Origin of the sequence: Salmonella sp. 2018103 (assembly GCF_026247685.1) — a bacterium.
GTDB lineage: Bacteria > Pseudomonadota > Gammaproteobacteria > Enterobacterales > Enterobacteriaceae > Salmonella > Salmonella enterica.
Map to the genome: position 1 here is coordinate 3665492 of NZ_CP111029.1, position 19285 is coordinate 3684776.

The 19285-nt window shown below is 53.1% G+C and carries 18 protein-coding genes and 2 pseudogenes; 11 read left to right on the plus strand and 9 right to left on the minus strand.

Going from position 1 to position 19285, the window contains the following annotated elements:
• Positions 1-72: 72 nt before the first annotated feature.
• Entirely contained in the window at positions 73-837 is a 765-nt protein-coding gene (gene pdhR, locus OLG56_RS17775; protein ID WP_000331771.1) for a pyruvate dehydrogenase complex transcriptional repressor PdhR, read from the minus strand.
• A 562-nt stretch (positions 838-1399) separates the two neighbouring features.
• On the opposite strand from pdhR, the gene aroP reads away from it, so the two are divergent.
• The 3 genes from aroP (at position 1400) to OLG56_RS17790 (ending at position 5293) form a co-directional block, all read left to right on the plus strand.
• Positions 1400-2773 (plus strand): aromatic amino acid transporter AroP, encoded by a 1374-nt coding sequence (aroP, locus tag OLG56_RS17780; RefSeq protein ID WP_108638831.1) that lies wholly within the window; start codon positions 1400-1402, stop codon positions 2771-2773.
• A gap of 163 nt (positions 2774-2936) precedes the next feature.
• Positions 2937-4343: a glycoside-pentoside-hexuronide (GPH):cation symporter gene (locus OLG56_RS17785; protein WP_000357539.1), complete on the plus strand. Its 1407-nt coding sequence runs from the start codon at positions 2937-2939 to the stop codon at positions 4341-4343.
• Positions 4343-5293 (plus strand): glycoside hydrolase family 43 protein, encoded by a 951-nt coding sequence (locus OLG56_RS17790; RefSeq protein ID WP_061377103.1) that lies wholly within the window; start codon positions 4343-4345, stop codon positions 5291-5293. Before OLG56_RS17785 ends, OLG56_RS17790 begins: the two co-directional genes overlap by 1 nt.
• A gap of 91 nt (positions 5294-5384) precedes the next feature.
• Here the strand turns inward: OLG56_RS17790 and ampE are convergent, their stop codons facing one another.
• Positions 5385-6239, minus strand: a complete 855-nt coding sequence (gene ampE, locus OLG56_RS17795; protein WP_000172039.1) for a beta-lactamase regulator AmpE — start codon at positions 6237-6239, stop codon at positions 5385-5387.
• Positions 6236-6799 carry a 1,6-anhydro-N-acetylmuramyl-L-alanine amidase AmpD gene (ampD, locus tag OLG56_RS17800; protein ID WP_000936326.1) on the minus strand — a complete coding sequence of 188 codons (564 nt, stop codon included), beginning with the start codon at positions 6797-6799 and terminating at the stop codon, positions 6236-6238. Before ampD ends, ampE begins: the two co-directional genes overlap by 4 nt.
• Before the next feature lie 87 nt (positions 6800-6886).
• Here ampD and nadC point away from each other — a divergent pair, with 87 nt between their 5' ends.
• The 4 genes from nadC to hofC all read left to right on the plus strand — a co-directional run bounded on the left by nadC (position 6887) and on the right by hofC (position 11026).
• Positions 6887-7780, plus strand: a complete 894-nt coding sequence (nadC, locus tag OLG56_RS17805; RefSeq protein WP_001135135.1) for a carboxylating nicotinate-nucleotide diphosphorylase — start codon at positions 6887-6889, stop codon at positions 7778-7780.
• Between the two features lie 221 nt (positions 7781-8001).
• Positions 8002-8439: a prepilin peptidase-dependent pilin gene (ppdD, locus tag OLG56_RS17810; protein WP_000414988.1), complete on the plus strand. Its 438-nt coding sequence runs from the start codon at positions 8002-8004 to the stop codon at positions 8437-8439.
• Positions 8440-8448: 9 nt separating this feature from the next.
• Positions 8449-9834, plus strand: a complete 1386-nt coding sequence (gene gspE, locus OLG56_RS17815) for a type II secretion system protein GspE (RefSeq protein ID WP_000650588.1) — start codon at positions 8449-8451, stop codon at positions 9832-9834.
• Positions 9824-11026 (plus strand): protein transport protein HofC, encoded by a 1203-nt coding sequence (hofC, locus tag OLG56_RS17820; protein WP_000114112.1) that lies wholly within the window; start codon positions 9824-9826, stop codon positions 11024-11026. Before gspE ends, hofC begins: the two co-directional genes overlap by 11 nt.
• Before the next feature lie 30 nt (positions 11027-11056).
• On the opposite strand, the gene OLG56_RS17825 is transcribed toward hofC, so the two are convergent.
• Positions 11057-12100: a GMP reductase gene (locus tag OLG56_RS17825; protein ID WP_001217363.1), complete on the minus strand. Its 1044-nt coding sequence runs from the start codon at positions 12098-12100 to the stop codon at positions 11057-11059.
• A 225-nt stretch (positions 12101-12325) separates the two neighbouring features.
• Between OLG56_RS17825 and coaE the strand changes: the two genes are divergently transcribed.
• Genes coaE through yacG form a run of 3 tightly spaced genes read left to right on the plus strand, consistent with a single transcriptional unit; the run spans position 12326 to position 13890 of the window.
• Complete coding sequence (gene coaE, locus OLG56_RS17830) at positions 12326-12946, plus strand: dephospho-CoA kinase (protein WP_001270913.1); 621 nt, start codon at positions 12326-12328, stop codon at positions 12944-12946.
• Positions 12946-13689, plus strand: a complete 744-nt coding sequence (zapD, locus tag OLG56_RS17835) for a cell division protein ZapD (protein ID WP_000557441.1) — start codon at positions 12946-12948, stop codon at positions 13687-13689. The genes coaE and zapD overlap by 1 nt, the downstream gene beginning before the upstream one ends.
• A 9-nt stretch (positions 13690-13698) precedes the next feature.
• Positions 13699-13890, plus strand: coding sequence for a DNA gyrase inhibitor YacG (yacG, locus tag OLG56_RS17840; RefSeq protein WP_001286419.1), 192 nt, complete (start codon positions 13699-13701; stop codon positions 13888-13890).
• Here yacG and OLG56_RS17845 read toward each other — a convergent pair.
• Positions 13887-13994 (minus strand): annotated as a pseudogene (locus OLG56_RS17845) (LysR family transcriptional regulator); the annotation flags it as partial. The gene yacG and the pseudogene OLG56_RS17845 overlap by 4 nt on opposite strands.
• A gap of 35 nt (positions 13995-14029) precedes the next feature.
• On the opposite strand from OLG56_RS17845, the pseudogene OLG56_RS17850 reads away from it, so the two are divergent.
• A pseudogene (locus tag OLG56_RS17850) lies at positions 14030-14170 on the plus strand (aldo/keto reductase); the annotation flags it as partial.
• Between the two features lie 33 nt (positions 14171-14203).
• Here OLG56_RS17850 and mutT read toward each other — a convergent pair.
• The 4 genes from mutT to lpxC form a co-directional block, all read right to left on the minus strand.
• Positions 14204-14599 (minus strand): 8-oxo-dGTP diphosphatase MutT, encoded by a 396-nt coding sequence (gene mutT, locus OLG56_RS17855; RefSeq protein ID WP_000826474.1) that lies wholly within the window; start codon positions 14597-14599, stop codon positions 14204-14206.
• 151 nt (positions 14600-14750) lie between these two features.
• Positions 14751-17456, minus strand: coding sequence for a preprotein translocase subunit SecA (secA, locus tag OLG56_RS17860; protein WP_000905755.1), 2706 nt, complete (start codon positions 17454-17456; stop codon positions 14751-14753).
• 61 nt (positions 17457-17517) lie between these two features.
• Positions 17518-18015 carry a secA translation cis-regulator SecM gene (gene secM / locus OLG56_RS17865; RefSeq protein WP_000014336.1) on the minus strand — a complete coding sequence of 166 codons (498 nt, stop codon included), beginning with the start codon at positions 18013-18015 and terminating at the stop codon, positions 17518-17520.
• 278 nt (positions 18016-18293) lie between these two features.
• Positions 18294-19211, minus strand: coding sequence for a UDP-3-O-acyl-N-acetylglucosamine deacetylase (gene lpxC, locus OLG56_RS17870; RefSeq protein ID WP_000595487.1), 918 nt, complete (start codon positions 19209-19211; stop codon positions 18294-18296).
• Positions 19212-19285 lie beyond the last annotated feature (74 nt).

Consider the following 19285-nt stretch of genomic DNA (forward strand, 5'->3'; position numbering starts at 1 on the left):
TGCGTTTAGTTGCCGCGCACATTTTTGCGCGTTATTCACAACATCTTCTGGTTAACGTTCTGCCAGAAAAAACTAATTCTTGCGCTGTTCCAGGCGGCGTAAAGCGCGTTCACGACGGCTCTCCTCACGGCTTCTGTCCAGCATAATCTCTTCGATAAACGCCAGATGTCGGTGTGACGCTTCACGCGCTTCTTCTGGTTTTCCGGCCATAATGGCTTCAAATATACGGGTGCGATGCGTACTCACCAGCGGCAGCATCTCCCGACGCGCATACAGCAATTCGAAGTTCTGCCGCACGTTTTGCGCCAGCATCGGCTCCATACACCTTAGCAGATGAAGCAATACCACGTTGTGCGCCGCTTCGGTGACGGCGATTTGATACTGGAGCACGGCTTCGGACTCGGCATCCAGATCGCCGGACTCTTGCGCCAGCTCAATAGCATGGTGCAGCTCGCGAATACGGTCTTTATCTTCATCGGTGCTGCGCAGTGCCGCGTAATAAGCCGCAATGCCTTCCAGAGCATGGCGCGTTTCGAGCAGGTCAAACTGGGATTCAGGGTGATCGGAGAGCAGTTCCACCAGCGGGTCGCTAAAGCTCTGCCACAGGCTGCTCTGCACGAAGGTTCCGCCGCCCTGACGACGAAGCAACAATCCCTTCGCTTCGAGACGTTGAATCGCCTCGCGCAAGGAGGGACGGGAGACGTCGAACTGTTTTGCCAGTTCACGTTCCGGTGGGAGTTTTTCTCCGGGACGCAATGTTCCCTCAAGGATTAAAAACTCCAGCTGCTGCTCGATCACATCGGAGAGTTTTGGTTGGCGGATTTTGCTGTAGGCCATGATTTCCTGTCTTAAGCCATTTGCCCGGAGTCAATTGGTCTTACCAATTTCATGTCTGTGACGCTAAAGTAACAAAGTATTCACCTTCTGTCCATACAGGTTTTGATTGAAATCAGTAAAGGAGGCACATTTTAACAATTTTACAGAAATCATGTTTCAAAACTGTAACTGTGCACAAATGTTAAATTTACCCACCAGGAGGTAGATTTAACGTATTTGAAACGATAAAAAATCTCATCTGAACCGATTCAACAGTAGATTAAATGCATTTTTATGCATAAAAAATGAATAAAAACAAATTAACATCTGTAAGGGAAAATAAAAGGAGGTATTTACAAGTGCTTTCTTTTTACGCAACTCGTCATCACCCCTGCACAAAGCAGGTGCATTCGCGGCCACATACCATTATTCTGATCAAGACAAAAGAGTTGAAGTGACATTTTAAAAAACGAGCTTGTAAATAAATCAATACAAAAAGCGGAATTGCAAACTTACACACGCACTACTGCATCGTTCAAAATAAGCGCGTTATGAATAAACCGCGCCCGATACACGAGGTTTTATAATGGACAGTCAGCAGCACGGCGAGCAGCTCAAGCGCGGCCTGAAAAACCGCCATATTCAGCTTATCGCATTGGGCGGCGCGATAGGGACAGGCTTGTTCCTGGGAAGCGCCTCCGTTATTCAGTCGGCGGGGCCAGGAATTATCCTGGGCTATGCGATTGCAGGCTTTATTGCCTTTCTGATTATGCGCCAGCTGGGGGAGATGGTGGTTGAAGAACCGGTCGCCGGCTCTTTTAGCCACTTCGCCTATAAATACTGGGGCGGCTTTGCCGGATTCGCTTCCGGCTGGAACTACTGGGTGCTGTACGTATTAGTTGCCATGGCGGAACTGACCGCAGTGGGTAAATATATCCAGTTCTGGTATCCGGAGATCCCCACCTGGGCTTCTGCGGCAGCCTTCTTTGTGATTATCAACGCCATCAACCTGACCAACGTTAAAGTGTTCGGTGAGATGGAGTTTTGGTTCGCCATTATTAAAGTGATCGCCGTCATCGCTATGATTCTGTTCGGCGCGTGGTTACTCTTCAGCGATACCGCTGGTCCGCAGGCAACCGTGCGCAACCTGTGGGAACAGGGCGGCTTTCTGCCGCATGGCTGGACCGGGCTGGTGATGATGATGGCCATTATTATGTTTTCGTTTGGCGGACTGGAGCTGGTAGGGATCACCGCCGCTGAAGCCGATAACCCGGAACAGAGCATCCCCAAAGCTACCAATCAGGTTATCTATCGCATCCTGATTTTTTATATCGGCTCGCTGGCGGTCCTGCTTTCGCTGCTGCCATGGACTCGCGTCACCGCCGATACCAGCCCGTTTGTCCTTATCTTCCATGAGCTGGGCGATACGTTTGTCGCCAATGCGCTGAATATCGTGGTTCTCACCGCCGCGCTATCGGTTTATAACAGCTGCGTTTACTGCAACAGCCGTATGCTGTTCGGTCTGGCCCAGCAGGGAAATGCGCCGAAAGCGCTGCTGAACGTCGACAAACGCGGCGTGCCGGTGAGCTCCATTTTGGTTTCCGCCGTCGTGACGGCGTTGTGCGTGCTGCTCAACTACCTGGCCCCAGAGTCCGCATTCGGACTGCTGATGGCGCTGGTGGTCTCCGCGCTGGTCATTAACTGGGCGATGATTAGCCTTGCCCATATGATGTTCCGTCGCGCGAAACAGCAGCAGGGCGTGAACACCCGCTTCCCGGCCCTGTTTTATCCGTTCGGCAACGTTCTCTGTCTGCTGTTTATGGCGGCGGTATTGATCATTATGCTGATGACGCCAGGTATGGCGATCTCCGTGTGGCTGATTCCGGTATGGCTGCTCATCCTGGGCGTCGGCTACCTGTGTAAAGAAAAAACGGCAAAAACGGTGAAAGCCCACTGATCGTGGCGTTACTTTTCCACCCTCCTCGTCCGGGGAGGGTGTTATCTGCCTCACAGTTTCCCACGTATAACCATTTTATCCATATCAGCGGCGTGATCCTGCTACGCAAAAAAAAGCTCGCAGGCGAATAATTACCGCCATCATCTGATGGGGAGAAGTCTCAATGGATAAGGGCAGACTTTCGGTAAGAGAGAAAATCGGGTATGGCATGGGCGACGCCGGATGTAACATTATTTTTGGCGCTATCATGCTGTTTGTTAATTATTTTTATACGGATATTTTTGGTCTTGCCCCGGCGTTAGTCGGTGTTTTACTCCTTTCAGTACGCGTTATCGATGCCGTTACCGATCCGGTGATGGGCGCGCTTGCCGATCGTACCCAAAGTAAATATGGTCGTTTCCGCCCCTGGCTACTGTGGATTGCATTTCCCTACGCGCTGTTCAGCGTGCTGATGTTCACGACGCCGGACTGGGGCTATAACAGCAAAGTTGTCTATGCTTTCGTCACCTATTTTCTGCTTTCTGTGACCTACACCGCCATCAATATTCCCTATTGCTCACTGGGCGGCGTGATCACCAATGATCCAAAAGAGCGCGTGGCCTGTCAGGCTTATCGCTTCGTGTTAGTCGGCATCGCGACGCTGTTGCTATCGTTAACGCTATTGCCGATGGTGGACTGGTTTGGCGGCGGCGACAAAGCCAAAGGCTATCAGTTGGCGATGACCGTGCTGGCGATTATCGGCATGGGTATGTTTCTGTTCTGCTTTGCCAGCGTCCGCGAACGCGTTCGCCCTGCCGTTCCGACGCACGATGATATGAAGAATGATTTCAAAGACGTGTGGAAAAACGATCAATGGGTACGCATTCTGCTATTGACCTTATGTAACGTCTGCCCGGGGTTTATCCGTATGGCGGCGACCATGTATTACGTCACCTGGGTGATGGGACAAAGCACCCATTTCGCTACGCTTTTTATTAGTCTTGGCGTGGTCGGTATGATGATCGGCAGTATGCTGGCAAAAGTCTTAACCGATCGCTGGTGTAAATTGAAGGTATTTTTCTGGACCAATATCGCGCTGGCGATTTTCTCCTGCGCGTTCTATTTCTTTGATCCGAAAGCTACCGTGATGATAGTGGCGCTCTACTTCCTGCTCAATATTCTGCATCAGATCCCTTCCCCGTTGCACTGGTCGCTGATGGCGGACGTCGATGATTACGGCGAATGGAAAACCGGCAAACGCATTACCGGTATTAGCTTCTCCGGTAATCTGTTCTTCCTGAAACTGGGCCTGGCGATTGCCGGGGCGATGGTCGGCTTTTTGCTCTCCTGGTACGGTTATGACGCCAGCGCCAAAGCGCAAAGCGCTTCGGCGATGAACGGTATTATGCTGTTGTTTACCGTTATCCCTGGCGTTGGCTATCTGATTACCGCAGGCGTGGTACGTCTGCTGAAAGTTGACCGTGAACTGATGAAAAAAATCCAGGACGATTTGGAAAAACGTCGCACTAATTACCGCGAATTGAGTGAGTTGCAGGAGCTCAAAGCCGCTGAAAGCGTAAGGAAAGCCTGATGGCAAACTGGCCAAACCCGTTTATTGAACAACGTGCCGATCCGTTTATTTTACGCGACGGCAGCGATTACTACTTTATTGCCTCCGTACCGGAATATGACAGGCTGGAAATCCGCCGGGCTGATTCGCTGGAAGGGTTGCGCGCCGCCGACCCCGTTGTCGTCTGGCGCAAACCGGAAAGCGGCCCGATGAGCCAACTCATCTGGGCACCGGAAATGCACCGCATCAACGGTAAGTGGTACATCTATTTTGCCGCTACCCATACTCAAGCGCTTGATAAACTGGGAATGTTCCAGCACCGCATGTTTGCCCTGGAGTGCGCCGATGTCGACCCACTCACCGGCAAATGGACGGAGAAAGGTCAAATTAAAACGCCGTTTGATACCTTCGCCCTCGATGCCACCACTTTTTATCATCAGGGAAAACAGTGGTATCTGTGGGCGCAAAAAGCGCCGGATATTGCCGGTAACTCAAATATTTATCTGGCTGAACTGGAAAACCCGTGGACTCTTAAAGGCGAGCCGGTAAGACTCAGTAAGCCAGAGTACGACTGGGAGTGTCGGGGTTTTTGGGTTAACGAAGGTCCGGCCGTCGTGGTGCATGGCGACAAGCTGTTTATCAGCTATTCGGCCAGCGCCACCGATGAAAACTACTGTATGGGGTTACTGTGGATTAACGTAAACGACGATCCGCGCGATCCGGCCAACTGGCATAAATCACCGCGCCCGGTCTTTACCACCAGCTATGAAAATCGCCAGTATGGGCCGGGACATAACAGCTTTACGCAAACGCCGGAAGGTGAAGATGTACTGGTGTACCACGCGAGAAATTACACCGAAATTGAAGGCGATCCGTTGTACGATCCCAACCGCCATACGCGTCTGAAACGGGTGCGCTGGGACGAAAACGGGATGCCTGATTTTGGCGTGCCGCCAGCCGATACGATCTAAGCCGTTGCACTGCCCGGTGGCGCTAACGCTTACCGGGCCTACAGATTTTTCCATTGTAGGCCGCATAAGCGTTAGCGCCATCGGCACAACGCTACACTAATGCCCCATAAATGGTGAGCAACGCAATAATCACCACCACCACAAACGAGGCCTTCTTCGCCATCGATACCGCCGCTTTGGGGGTTTCTACTTTGTCAGTATGCGGTTCGCGCGCCAGTGAGAACTGCGCCAGACGTGTGAGCACCTGATACTGCGAAGTATGCAGATCCGCCAGCGAGGCAAACCAGGCCGGCAACGCTTTCTCGCCATGCCCCAGTAATGCATACACTACGCCCGCCAGACGTACCGGAATCCAGTCCAGCACATGAAGAATAGCGTCAATGCCGGATTGCAAACGTTGGTGTGGCGTCTGATAGCGCGCCAGCCAGGTCTGCCAGGCCCGTAAAAACGCATAGCCCACCAGCGTTACCGGCCCCCACGGACCGCCAACGATAAACCAAAATAGCGGTGCGAGGTAAAAACGGAAATTTATCCATAACAACGCATTTTGCAGCTCACGCAAAAATTCACGCTCATTACAATCCGGCGGCACGCCGTGGATTAGCGTAAGCTCGCTGGCCATCGCCTCACAAGGATGCGGATCGTTACGGGACGCCGCTTTCAGCCAGGCGTGATAATGTACTCGCACTTTGCCCGCGCCGATACACAGCACGCCCAGGAGAATCCACACCACCAGCGTCGGCACGTTAAATAGCAGCCCTTTTAACGCCTGGAGCAGTAGAAAAGTCACCACCATCGCGATCGCCGTCATTCCCATCGTGCGCAACATCGAAAAATGCGTAATCCGACGGAATAGCGCCTCCAGCCGATGATCGAGCTGCCAGTGCTCGCCCAGCTTAAACAGGCGCTCGACAATCAGCACCAGTAATGTCGTAAACAGCGTCATGTCATCTCCTTGTGCGACGAAAGGGCTACCAAAGCGCGAAAGCGCGGCCAGTCAAAGGCAGGGCCAGGGTCCGTTTTACGGTCAGGCGCAATGTTGCAGTGTCCGGTCATATTGTCGGCGATCGCCGGATAGCAAGCGATAAGCGTGCGCGTCACGGCGGCTAGCTGCTGATACTGCGCATCGGTATAAGCCAGCGTATCCGTCCCCTCCAGCTCAATACCAATGGAGAAATCATTACAACGTTCCCGCCCCTGATAGTTTGATACGCCCGCATGCCACGCACGCTTATCAAAAGGCACATACTGGACGATTTCACCGTCGCGACGAATCAGACAATGGGCCGAAACACGAAGATGAGCGATTTCTGCAAAAAAAGGATGGGCGTCTGGATCTATCGTTCCGGTGAATAATGCATCGATCCACGGACCGCCAAACTCGCCGGGGGGCAGGCTAATATTATGCACCACCAGCAAGGACGGTTTTTCGTCATCCGGACGGCAATCATAATGCGGAGAAGGGACGCGTCGCGCCTCTACCAACCAACCCTTATCTGGCAACATGCAGAGTCTCCTTTTGAGTGGTGCTTATAGCTGCTTCAGAGTAGCATGTTTCTACCTTATGATTCGTTAGCAATTTGGAGTTTTATCATGCCGCCTCGCCGTTATAACCCAGACGACCGACGTGACGCGCTACTGGAACGCATTAATCTCGATATCCCTGCCGCCGTTGCTCAGGCGCTGCGTGAAGATTTAGGTGGAGAAGTCGATGCTGGCAACGATATCACCGCGCAACTTTTGCCGGCAGATACGCAAGCCCATGCCACGGTGATCACTCGTGAAGACGGCGTTTTCTGCGGCAAGCGCTGGGTTGAAGAGGTCTTCATCCAACTGGCGGGCGATGATGTGCGCCTCACCTGGCATGTCGATGACGGCGACGCCATTCACGCCAACCAAACAGTGTTTGAACTGAACGGCCCGGCTCGCGTATTGCTGACCGGCGAGCGCACGGCGCTAAACTTTGTCCAGACCCTTTCCGGCGTCGCCAGTGAAGTACGCCGCTACGTTGGACTGCTGGCTGGCACCCAAACCCAGTTGCTCGACACGCGTAAAACGCTGCCGGGTCTGCGCACCGCGCTCAAATATGCGGTTTTATGCGGCGGCGGCGCCAATCATCGTCTGGGCCTCACTGACGCGTTCCTGATTAAAGAAAACCATATCATCGCCTCCGGTTCTGTTCGTCAGGCGGTGGAAAAAGCGTTCTGGCTACATCCGGACGTGCCGGTAGAAGTCGAGGTCGAAAATCTGGATGAACTGGACGATGCGCTGAAAGCAGGCGCGGATATTATCATGCTGGATAATTTCAACACCGACCAGATGCGCGAGGCGGTGAAACGCGTCAACGGCCAGGCGCGGCTGGAAGTATCCGGCAACGTCACCGCGGAAACCTTACGCGAATTTGCTGAAACCGGGGTGGATTTCATCTCCGTTGGCGCGCTGACCAAGCACGTACGCGCGCTCGATCTCTCCATGCGTTTTTGCTGATCCTCTCCGCCCGATGGCGCTGCGCTGTCGGGTCTATAAATCACCTGTCCGGCTATCCGCGTCGTGATTCGGTAAAATATTCGTAGCGCCTCGCAATAACGTTGCCGTGTCATGTAACGCAGCAAAAATCTTCAGAATCCGCCTTCCCGTTTTACCTTTTGCCGCTCGCCCGCTCTTTCCTCGTTTGCCACAGTAGCGCCAGCTAACTCAAGGAGCGAACAATGGAAAAACAACGCGGTTTCACGCTTATCGAATTGATGGTCGTTATTGGCATCATCGCCATTTTAAGCGCCATTGGCATTCCGGCTTACCAGAACTATCTGCGTAAAGCGGCGCTGACGGATATGTTGCAAACGTTTGTCCCCTACCGTACCGCCGTCGAACTCTGCGCTCTGGAACATGGTGGGACGAGCACATGCGATGCGGGCGTCAACGGTATCCCCTCGCCCGTCATCACCCGTTATGTTTCGGGCATGAGCGTGGAAAAAGGCGTCATCACGCTTACCGGCCAGGAGAGTCTGAGCGGGCTTAACGTCATCATGACGCCCGCCTGGGACAATGCTAACGGCATTACCGGCTGGACGCGTAACTGCAATATTCAAAGCGACAGCGCGTTACAACAGGCTTGTGAAGATGTCTTCCGTTTTGACGCCAACTAAGGAGACAAAATGAAAGACGCTCAGCTCAACACCTTGTGTCAACGTCATCAGGCTGTACTGATCAATAGCGCCAGCAACAGTATCACTGTTGCTGTGGTCGACGCGCCCTCTCATGCGTTACTGGACGCTCTGCATTTCGCCACGCAAAAACAGATTGATATTGTGTGCTGGACTCGCCAGCAAATGGAAAATCATCGGCATAAGCCGGATCAGGCGCCCTCGGCAAACGCCGCGAAAGGCGGAGAAACCGCGGCCCAGCTTCTCAATCAGACATTACGCTCGGCGATGGCGAAACGCGCCTCTGATATCCATCTCGAACCAGGCGCCAGCCGCTACCGAATAAGGCTCCGCATCGACGGTGTTCTTCATATTCTGCAGGACATCGCCAAAGAGACGGGGCTTGCGCTGACGGCCAGATTGAAAGTCCTGGGAAATTTGGACATCGCTGAACATCGGCTGCCGCAGGACGGGCAATTTACCGTTGACCTGGCGGGCGACAGCATCTCTTTTCGTATCGCCACGCTTCCCTGTAAAGAAGGCGAAAAAGTCGTCTTACGGTTGTTGCATCAGGTTGAACAAACGCTGGATCTGGACACGCTGGGCATGTACGGGGCACAACTTACCGCTTTTAGACAAGCCCTACAGCAACCTCAGGGGCTGGTACTGGTGACTGGCCCCACCGGTAGCGGAAAAACAGTCACGCTATACAGCGCGCTACAAACCCGGAATATGCCGGGTATCAACCTCTGTAGCGTTGAGGATCCGATAGAAATTCCACTGGATGGGATTAACCAGACGCAGATCCATCCCCGCGCCGGGCTCACCTTTCAAAATGTGCTGCGCGCGCTTTTACGCCAGGATCCTGACATCATCATGGTAGGTGAAATTCGTGACGGCGACACCGCAGAAATCGCCATTAAGGCGGCACAAACGGGCCATCTGGTACTTTCCACGCTCCATACGAACTCCACCAGCGAAACCCTGATACGTTTACAACAAATGGGCGTAGCACGCTGGATGATCTCATCGGCGCTTACGCTGGTGGTAGCGCAACGCCTGGTAAGGAAGCTTTGCCCGCACTGCAAACAGCGCCTGAGCGATCCCGTGGTGCTATCGCCCAATCTTTGGCCCAGCGCGCTACCGCGCTGGCAGGCAAGCGGCTGTCAGCATTGCTACCACGGCTTTTATGGCCGAACCGCGTTATTCGAAGTGTTAACCGTTACCCCGACATTACGTCAGTTAATTGCGAGCGGCGCATCGGCACAAGCACTGGAAGCCCACCTCCAACAGACCGGTACAGGGACGCTTTTTGAAAATGGCTGTCGCGCCGTTGAGCAAGGCATGACGTCCTTTGAAGAGATACTGCGCGTTCTGGGAATGCCCCATGAGCGTTAAACAGCTCTGGCGCTGGCAAGGCGTTAACGATAAAGGTCAACTGGAACAAGGCGTTGTATGGGTGGACAATCGTCTGGCGCTGATCATCACCCTGCAACATCAGCGCATTATGCCGCTTCGCATCAAGCGCATGGGCGTTAACGCCGCACTGTGGAAAGAAGAGCAAAGCGCTGAAATTATTCATCAGTTGGCCACGCTCATTCATGCCGGACTGACGCTTTCTGAAGGGCTGGAACTCCTTGCGCAACAGCATCCCCACCGACAATGGCAAGCGCTGTTGCGCACGCTGGCTCACGAGCTTGAACAGGGCGTCCCTTTTTCCAGCGCATTAGTCTCCTGGCCGCAGGTATTTCCGCCGCTCTACCAGACGATGATCCGCACCGGAGAACTGACCGGCAAACTGGCCGAATGCTGCTTTGAACTGGCCCGTCAGCAAAAAGCGCAGCGGCAGATTACGGTTAGCGTGAAAAAGGCGCTGCGCTATCCCGCCATTATTCTGACAATGGCCGCTCTGGTCGTTTTCGCCATGCTGCACTTTGTTCTGCCGGAATTTGCCGCCATTTACCGTAGCTTTAATACCCCGCTCCCTCTTCTGACGCGCGGTATTATCGCGATAGCGCAATGGGGGTCGGCATGGGGTTGGCTCATCTTGTTCCTGGCGATGCTCGTTGCTATCGCTCACCGCAGGGTAAAACAAAAGCCGTCCTGGCAAGCGCAGCGGCAGCGTCTTCTGCTACGGCTTCCCGTTATGGGTCGCCTGATAAGAGGCCAGAAACTAGCGCAAATATTCACCGTACTGGCATTGACCCAAAGCGCAGGCATTCCTTTTCTTCAGGGACTGGAAAGCGCTATCGATAGCCTCGGCTGCCCTTACTGGTCACAGCGTTTAACGCAGGTACATCAGGAGATCGCCGCGGGCAATCCGGTCTGGTTGGCGCTAAAAAATACCCAGGAATTTAGTCCGCTATGCCTGCAACTGGTCAGAACGGGCGAAGCGTCCGGTTCACTCGATATCATGCTGCATAACCTTGCCCGTCACCACAGTGAAACTACGCTGGCGCTGGCCGATAATCTGGCGTCGCTGTTGGAACCGGCGTTATTGATCATCACCGGCTTAATTATCGGTACGCTGGTGGTGGCGATGTATTTGCCGATTTTTCATCTGGGAGACGCGATGAGCGGGATGGGATAAGGCTGGCGCACATTTACGCCAGCCAGAATATTAGAGGCTATTGAAAATGCGGTTTTCTTGTTCCTGCACCCGAATAAAGGTGGTGCGTTTGGTCAACTCTTTCAGGCGAGACGCGCCGACATAAGTGCAGGCTGAGCGCAAACCACCCAGGATATCGCGGGCAGTATTGCCCACCGGCCCACGCAGCGGCAATTTAACCGTTTTACCTTCTGCCGCGCGGTATTTCGCGACGCCGCCGACATGACGGTTCATCGCAGATTCCGAACTCATGCCGTAGAACAGCATAAATTTCTCGCCGTTCTCTTCTACCACGCTGCCGCCGCTCTCTTCGTGACCCGCCAGCATACCGCCCAACATAACGAAATCCGCGCCGCCGCCGAAGGCTTTTGCTACGTCGCCTGGCATGGTGCAGCCGCCATCGCTGACGATCATGCCGCCCAGGCCATGCGCCGCGTCAGCACATTCGATAACCGCCGACAGTTGCGGATAACCAACGCCAGTTTTTACACGCGTCGTGCATACGGAGCCGGGACCAATTCCCACTTTCACGATATCGGCGCCGGAGAGGATAAGCTCTTCGCACATCTCGCCCGTTACCACATTGCCTGCGCAGATTGTTTTTGTCGGCCATGCTTCACGTGCTTTCGCGACGAACTGCACAAAATGTTCTGAATAGCCATTGGCCACATCAATACAGACAAAGTTCAGCGCAGGATCCAGCGCCAGAATCTGCACGGTCTTTTCGAAATCAGCATCAGAGGTCCCGGTGGAAACCATCACATGCTTCAGAACATCAGCCGAAGCCGTGTTGATAAAAGCTGCCCATTCTTCAACGGTATAATGTTTATGTACAGCAGTCAGAATATCAAACCCGGCCAATGCTTGCGCCATTTCAAACGTCCCGACGGTATCCATATTGGCCGCGATAATCGGTACGCCAGACCAGGTCTGACCTGAGTGTTTAAAGGTGAATTGACGTTCCAGTTCGACATCGGAACGGCTTTTGAGGGTAGAACGCTTAGGACGGATAAGAACGTCTTTGAAACCTAACTTCAGATCTTCTTCAATACGCATGTACGGATTCCTGGGGTTAATGGCGAAAAATCGAAACTCACAACTCCAGTGACGTTATCATACGCACTAATCATGGCCGTACAAGACTGCGAAATTCTCTTTTTTTACGTTACAATCCCATAAATTTACCTGGCGAATAGTAGGTTAATGCTCAGAGCGTATCGTCTTTGTATGCTTAAAATTTAACCTTTTGATTGTCAAACTAAAATTCCGGAAGCTGGAGATATGAGGTATACCGTAGCCTTAACCGGCGGTATTGGCAGCGGTAAAAGTACCGTCGCTGATGCCTTCGCTGACCTCGGAATAACCGTCATTGACGCGGATATTATCGCGCGCCAGATGGTTGAGCCAGGGCAGCCCGCCCTGAACGCAATAGCGGAACATTTTGGTTCTGAACTTATCGCCGCCGACGGCACGTTACGTCGCCGGGCGCTGCGTGAGCGTATTTTTTCGCATCCGGAAGAAAAAGCCTGGCTTAACGCTCTGCTTCATCCCTTAATTCAGCAGGAAACCCAACGACAGTTTCAACAGGCTACATCGCCCTATGTGTTATGGGTTGTGCCTCTGCTGGTTGAAAACAGGTTGTATCAAAAAGCCAACCGCGTACTGGTGGTTGACGTGACGCCCGAAACGCAGCTCATACGCACAATGCAGCGTGATGATGTTACGCGCGAGCATGTTGAACACATTCTCGCTGCGCAGGCGACGCGTGAAGCGCGCCTTGCCGTGGCGGACGATGTTATTGATAATAACGGCGCACCGGATGCTATCGCATCAGATGTGGCCCGCCTGCACGCCAGTTATCTTAAGCTCGCGTCGCAGTTTGTCTCACAGGAAAAACCGTAATGCACACCCAGGTCCTATTTGAACACCCTCTCAATGAGAAGATGCGTACGTGGCTGCGCATAGAGTTTTTGATCCAACAGCTTTCCATCAACCTGCCAATTGCAGACCATGCTGGCGCACTGCATTTTTTCCGTAACATCAGCGATCTACTGGATGTGTTCGAACGGGGCGAAGTCCGTACCGAACTGCTGAAAGAACTGGAGCGCCAGCAGCGTAAATTACAGGCCTGGGTTGAGGTTCCCGGCGTCGATCAAGACCGTATTGAAGCCCTGCGCCAGCAGTTAAAATCCGCGGGCAGCGTGCTGATCTCCGCCCCGAGGATTGGCCAGCAGCTACGTGAAGATCGCTTGATTGCCCTTGTGCGTCAACGCTTAAGTATTCCTGGCGGCTGTTGCAGTTTCGATTTACCCACTCTACATATCTGGTTGCACCTACAACAGGCGCAGCGCGACGCCCAGATTGAAAGCTGGCTTGCCAGCCTGAATCCCCTCACCCAGGCGCTGACGCTGGTGCTTGATCTGATCCGTAATTCAGCACCTTTCCGTAAGCAAACCAGCCTGAACGGTTTTTATCAGGATAACGGGGACGACGCCGATTTGCTGCGTCTTATGCTGACGCTCGATTCACAACTTTATCCACAAATTTCCGGCCATAAGAGCCGTTTTGCCATTCGCTTTATGCCGCTGGATAGTGAAAATGGTCTGGTGCCGGAGCGTCTTGATTTTGAACTGGCCTGTTGCTAAGGAGTAAAAATGTCTGACGTGACCGTCGTAAACTGTCCGACCTGCGGTAAACCGGTCGTCTGGGGGGAAATTAGCCCCTTCCGCCCATTTTGTTCTAAACGCTGTCAGTTAATTGATTTGGGCGAATGGGCCGCCGAAGAGAAACGAATCGCCAGCAGCGGCGACCAGTCTGATAGCGACGACTGGAGTGAAGAGCGCTAACGGTGATAGCTCTGTTGAGACGGCAATATCGCCTTATGACAAAAATAATCAATAAATACGCGTAGTTTTGGCGCCATATGCGCGCGGCCGGGATAATACCAATAAACCGGCGAGATTAGGCTATAACAGAAACGTAGCCGCCACTGCGCCAGAAAACCCTGGCGCGTTATCACTGACCCTAAGCCCGCAGGAGCTGACGGCAATTGAGGCGGTTTTTCCTCACGACGCCGCGGCCGGCCCCCGCTACTGGCCGGAAATTATGTCGACATTAAATCGCTAATAAGATCGATGGGGATCGTGTTGCGATCCCCCACTAAGGCGCAAATTGGCGTAATTTACGAATAATCGGTTCATTGGCCGGTGGAAAATCGTCCGTATTCAACGCGTTTTGCGCGATCCACCGTCCCGGCTGTCCTTCTTTCCCCCACGGTTCGCCCTCCCAGCGTTCAACCAGCCAAAACCACAGCGTAATGTGTCGGTCCGGGAATTGATATTCCAGAGTGTCGAATAATGTCACCTGTGTTGGCGTAATCCCCACCTCTTCCTGTAGCTCCCGGATCAACGCCTGCTCTGGTGTTTCGTCGGCTTCAATTTTTCCGCCGGGAAATTCCAGCTTGTTCGCCATATGCGCATCAGCGGCGCGTCGGGTAATAAAAATTTCATCGTTCGGGTTGCGGATAATCCCAACCGCGATTTGCAGTCTTTTCATCTTGTTGCATCCATAAAAAAGGCGCAGTCGCCTGCGCCTTTTTATCTGTGTTCAATGCCAGGCCGAATAAGCGTAGCGCCCTTCGGCAATAATGCCAGCACCGACCTGATGGCAACACATTATGTCTTATCAGGCCGGTAAGTTTATCGCATTAGCTCAGGCGACCGTGACACTGTTTGTATTTCTTACCGGAACCGCAAGGGCAAGGATCGTTACGTCCAATCTTACGTTCGCCTGTTTGGGCGGCCAGATCGGCAGCCACGGCGGTATCGTCATCCTGATGGCTTAGCTGCTGCATCTGCGCCAGGCGCTCCGCCTCTTCGCGACGCTGCATTTCCATCGCTTCGACCTCTTCCGGCATACGTACCTGGACTTTGCTCAGGGTGCTGATCACTTCATATTTCAGCGATTCCAGCATCGCGGCGAACATAGCGAAGGATTCGCGCTTGTATTCCTGCTTCGGATCTTTTTGCGCATAGCCGCGCAGATGAATACCCTGACGCAGGTAATCCATCGCCGCCAGGTGCTCTTTCCACAGGGAATCGAGCGTTTGCAGCATCACGCCTTTTTCGAAATGACGCATCATTTCAGCGCCAACCACCTCTTCTTTACGCTGATACACTTCGATAGACTGCGCCAGGATGCGCTCACGCAGCGTCTCCTCATGCAGCTCCGGCTCTTTATCCAGCCATTCGGCAATCGGCAGCTCCAGGTCGAAGTCGTTTTTCAGGCGTTCCTGCAAACCCGGGATGTCCCACATCTCTTCCAGCGACTGCGGCGGAATGTAGGCGTCGATAGTCGCCTTAAAGACATCTTCGCGAATGCTGTTAATGGTGTCGCTCACGTCAGACACATCCAGCAGTTCGTTACGCTGGGTATAAATTGCACGGCGCTGATCGTTCGCCACATCATCATATTCCAGCAGTTGCTTACGAATATCGAAGTTACGGCTTTCTACTTTACGCTGCGCGTTAGCGATAGCTTTCGTCACCCACGGGTGCTCAATCGCTTCGCCCGGCTTCATCCCCAGTTTACGCATCATACCGGAGACACGATCGGAGGCGAAAATACGCATCAGCGCATCTTCCATCGACAGGTAGAAACGGGAAGAACCCGGATCGCCCTGGCGACCGGAACGGCCACGCAGCTGGTTGTCGATACGGCGGGATTCATGGCGCTCGGTGCCAATAATATGCAGACCGCCGGCAGCCAGAACCGCGTCATGGCGTACCTGCCAGTCCGCTTTAATCTGCGCAATCTGTTCTTCCGTCGGCGCTTCCAGCGCGGCGACTTCCGCCTGCCAGCTACCGCCCAGCATAATATCAGTACCACGCCCCGCCATGTTGGTAGCGATTGTGACCGCCGCTGGATAACCAGCCTGCGCAACGATGCCTGCTTCGTTGGCGTGGAATTTTGCGTTCAGTACGTTATGTTTGATGCCCGCTTTGGTCAGCTCTCTGGAAACCACTTCAGATTTCTCGATAGAAATCGTCCCGACCAGCACTGGCTGACCGTTCGCGGTACGTTCTTTAATATCTTCGATAATGGCCTGGATTTTTTCCGCTTCGGTCATGTACACCAGATCCGGCAAATCTTTACGGATCATCGGACGGTTGGTCGGAACAACGACGGTGTCCAGCTTATAGATAGAGCTAAATTCGAAGGCTTCAGTATCCGCCGTACCGGTCATACCGGCCAGCTTTTCATACAGACGGAAGTAGTTCTGGAAGGTGATAGACGCCAGCGTCTGGTTTTCATTCTGAATTTCAACGCCTTCTTTCGCTTCTACCGCCTGGTGCAGACCGTCAGACCAGCGACGCCCCTGCATGGTACGACCGGTATGTTCATCAACAATGATGACTTCGCCGTCTTTCACAATGTAATCCACGTCACGGGTAAACAGCGCGTGCGCGCGCAGCGCGGCGGTGACGTGATGCATCAGCATAATATTGCCAGGCGAGTAGAGCGACTCGCCTTCATCCATAATGCCTTCTTGCACCAGTAGCTCTTCGATCAGCACCAGACCGCGTTCGGTCAGGTTAACCTGGCGCGCTTTCTCATCAACGGAGAAGTGGCCTTCGCCCTGGAAAGTGTCAGAATCTTCTTTCTCCTGACGAATCAGGTGCGGAATGATTTTGTTCACTTTTTTGTACATTTCCGAGCTATCTTCCGCCGGGCCGGAAATAATCAGCGGCGTACGCGCTTCATCGATCAGGATGGAGTCGACCTCATCCACCAGCGCATAATGCAGTTTACGCTGCACGCGCTCTTCCGGGCTGAACGCCATGTTGTCGCGCAGGTAGTCAAAACCGTATTCGTTGTTAGTGCCGTAAGTGATGTCGGCAGCGTAAGCTTCACGTTTGGCTGGCGCAGGCATACCTGGCAGGTTGATACCAACGGACATGCCGAGGAATTCGAATAGCGGACGGTTGTTTTCGGCGTCACGCTGCGCCAGATAGTCGTTCACGGTTACCACATGAACGCCTTTGCCGGACAGCGCGTTCAGGTAGGCTGGCAGCGTTGCGGTCAGCGTTTTACCTTCACCAGTACGCATTTCGGCGATACAGCGATCGTTGAGCACCATACCACCCAATAGCTGAACGTCGAAGTGACGCATCCCAAAGACGCGTTTACTGGCTTCACGCACCACCGCGAACGCTTCCGGAATCAGGCTCTCTACGCTTTCGCCTTTTTCAATACGGGCGCGAAATTCGTTGGTTTTCGCTTTCAGTTCGTCATCGGAGAGTTTTTCCATCTCCGGTTCCATCGCATTAATAAGGCTGACGGCCTTACGCATACGACGCAGCGTACGATCGTTACGGCTACCGAATACTTTGGTTAATAATTTGATTAGCATAATAAAGTCTCAAATGCCCCGCGCCGCGGAGCTACAAATAAAGTAAAAGGGTCTTTTTTCGTTAGCTGAGACGTTGCGGACCGGCGCGGATACCCTGCGCCTGACTTATCCAGGCCGGGATGCTAAATGCGGTTTGTGGCGCAAAATACGCCAGGGAGAGGCGGCGAACAATCGCCGGCGGCGTGCCCTCCTGCGTGAGCATCGCGCTGAGCGTATTCAGTAAGGCGATATGATGCGCCTGTAATGGCGAAGGCGCATCGGCAACGGGCAGCGTTTGCGGCGCCATTGCAAAAGAAAGGTGGCGAATCACCGTGCGAATAGCGTGCTGATGCCAGTAATCTACGGTGAAATTGGGACGACGGTTAGAGGCTTCTAACAGCGCAAGATGGCTAAAGTTAACTTTAGACGCGGTGCTGGCGGTCGTCCTTGCAGGCGTATTGGTTTCGGCGGCGTTACTGAGCGCGGGCAAACCAAAACTCGCCGCGACCATCCCTAATAAGAGATGCGGCCAGAAGTATCGTCTGCCTAACTGTCGCCAGCGCGTCAGTATTCCACTCACGTCATTGCCACCTGATATGCCCCTCACGGGCTTACGGAATCAAAACAATTTGCGCACAAATCTTATCATTAAAGCGTACGCGCTACAGCAGTAATGACGAGAAGCTAAGGTGAAAATCGGCTAAGAAAACAGCGAACGCGCCGTGTTTCCATTTAACCCTGTCAAAATGGCTGTATTAAGGAAAGCGCAGATAAAGAATAGTAAAAAAAACGACTGGCTCGCCTGGCCGGAGAGAGTGCCAGGTTAACCAGTCGAATTTTATACGACAGCGTATGTCGTTATGCCAGTACCGTCGAAGGCGCTTTGAAAGCCAACGGCAGTTCTGCGTCGTCCTGGAAGGTCACAAATTCCCAGGCTTCCTGTTTTGCCAGGACTGCCTGTAACAATTTGTTATTCAATGCGTGACCGGATTTATACGCGGTAAACGCACCAATAATATTGTGACCACACATGAACAAGTCACCGATCGCGTCAAGCATTTTGTGACGAACGAATTCATCTTCAAAACGCAGGCCGTCTTCGTTCAATACGCGATAATCGTCAACAACGATGGCACAATCGAAGCTGCCGCCCAGGCACAGGCCGCGGGACTGCAGATATTCGATATCACGCATAAAACCGAAGGTACGCGCACGGCTGATCTGGCGCATGAACGCATCCGCAGAGAAGTTCATCGCGTAGCGCTGGCTGCTGGAATCGATCGCCGGATGGTTAAAGTCGATGGTGAAATCCAACGTAAAACCATTGTACGGTCTGAATTCAGCCCATTTATCGCCATCTTCAACCCGAACAGTCTCTTTGATGCGTACGAATTTTTTGGCGCAGTTCAGTTCATCAATACCGGCATCAAGCAGCAGGTAGACAAACGGAGCGGCACTGCCATCCATGATCGGGATTTCCGGGGCATTAACCTCAATAACGATGTTATCGATACCTAAGCCCGCCAGAGCAGCGTTCAGGTGCTCAACGGTTGAAATCCGTACATCATGCTCATTCACCAGACACGTACAGAGCATGGTATCACGCACAGATTTGGCATCGGCCGGGAAATCTACCGGTGGATTCAAGTCGGTGCGACGATAGATGACCCCGGTATTGGCCGGCGCAGGGCGTAATGTCAGGGTGACTTTTTTGCCGGTGTGTAAACCGACGCCAGTCGCCTGAACGATACGTTTAAGTGTCCTTTGTTTGATCATCGTATAATCTCGCCAAATTACCTATCCAACCGAAGTGTACTATACATTCGGCGGGCCAGTTTAGCACAAAGAGC

What these genes read in the sequence shown, in the direction of transcription:
- ampD (WP_000936326.1), bottom strand. Translation starts at nt 6,799, where the DNA reads ATGTTGCCAGATAAGGGTTGGTTGGTAGAGGCGCGACGCGTCCCTTCT.
- ppdD (WP_000414988.1), top strand. Translation starts at nt 8,002, where the DNA reads ATGGAAAAACAACGCGGTTTCACGCTTATCGAATTGATGGTCGTTATT.
- zapD (WP_000557441.1), top strand. Translation starts at nt 12,946, where the DNA reads ATGCACACCCAGGTCCTATTTGAACACCCTCTCAATGAGAAGATGCGT.
- OLG56_RS17825 (WP_001217363.1), bottom strand. Translation starts at nt 12,100, where the DNA reads ATGCGTATTGAAGAAGATCTGAAGTTAGGTTTCAAAGACGTTCTTATC.
- OLG56_RS17785 (WP_000357539.1), top strand. Translation starts at nt 2,937, where the DNA reads ATGGATAAGGGCAGACTTTCGGTAAGAGAGAAAATCGGGTATGGCATG.
- yacG (WP_001286419.1), top strand. Translation starts at nt 13,699, where the DNA reads ATGTCTGACGTGACCGTCGTAAACTGTCCGACCTGCGGTAAACCGGTC.
- lpxC (WP_000595487.1), bottom strand. Translation starts at nt 19,211, where the DNA reads ATGATCAAACAAAGGACACTTAAACGTATCGTTCAGGCGACTGGCGTC.
- mutT (WP_000826474.1), bottom strand. Translation starts at nt 14,599, where the DNA reads ATGAAAAGACTGCAAATCGCGGTTGGGATTATCCGCAACCCGAACGAT.
- ampE (WP_000172039.1), bottom strand. Translation starts at nt 6,239, where the DNA reads ATGACGCTGTTTACGACATTACTGGTGCTGATTGTCGAGCGCCTGTTT.
- pdhR (WP_000331771.1), bottom strand. Translation starts at nt 837, where the DNA reads ATGGCCTACAGCAAAATCCGCCAACCAAAACTCTCCGATGTGATCGAG.
- secA (WP_000905755.1), bottom strand. Translation starts at nt 17,456, where the DNA reads ATGCTAATCAAATTATTAACCAAAGTATTCGGTAGCCGTAACGATCGT.
- nadC (WP_001135135.1), top strand. Translation starts at nt 6,887, where the DNA reads ATGCCGCCTCGCCGTTATAACCCAGACGACCGACGTGACGCGCTACTG.
- OLG56_RS17790 (WP_061377103.1), top strand. Translation starts at nt 4,343, where the DNA reads ATGGCAAACTGGCCAAACCCGTTTATTGAACAACGTGCCGATCCGTTT.
- gspE (WP_000650588.1), top strand. Translation starts at nt 8,449, where the DNA reads ATGAAAGACGCTCAGCTCAACACCTTGTGTCAACGTCATCAGGCTGTA.
- hofC (WP_000114112.1), top strand. Translation starts at nt 9,824, where the DNA reads ATGAGCGTTAAACAGCTCTGGCGCTGGCAAGGCGTTAACGATAAAGGT.
- coaE (WP_001270913.1), top strand. Translation starts at nt 12,326, where the DNA reads ATGAGGTATACCGTAGCCTTAACCGGCGGTATTGGCAGCGGTAAAAGT.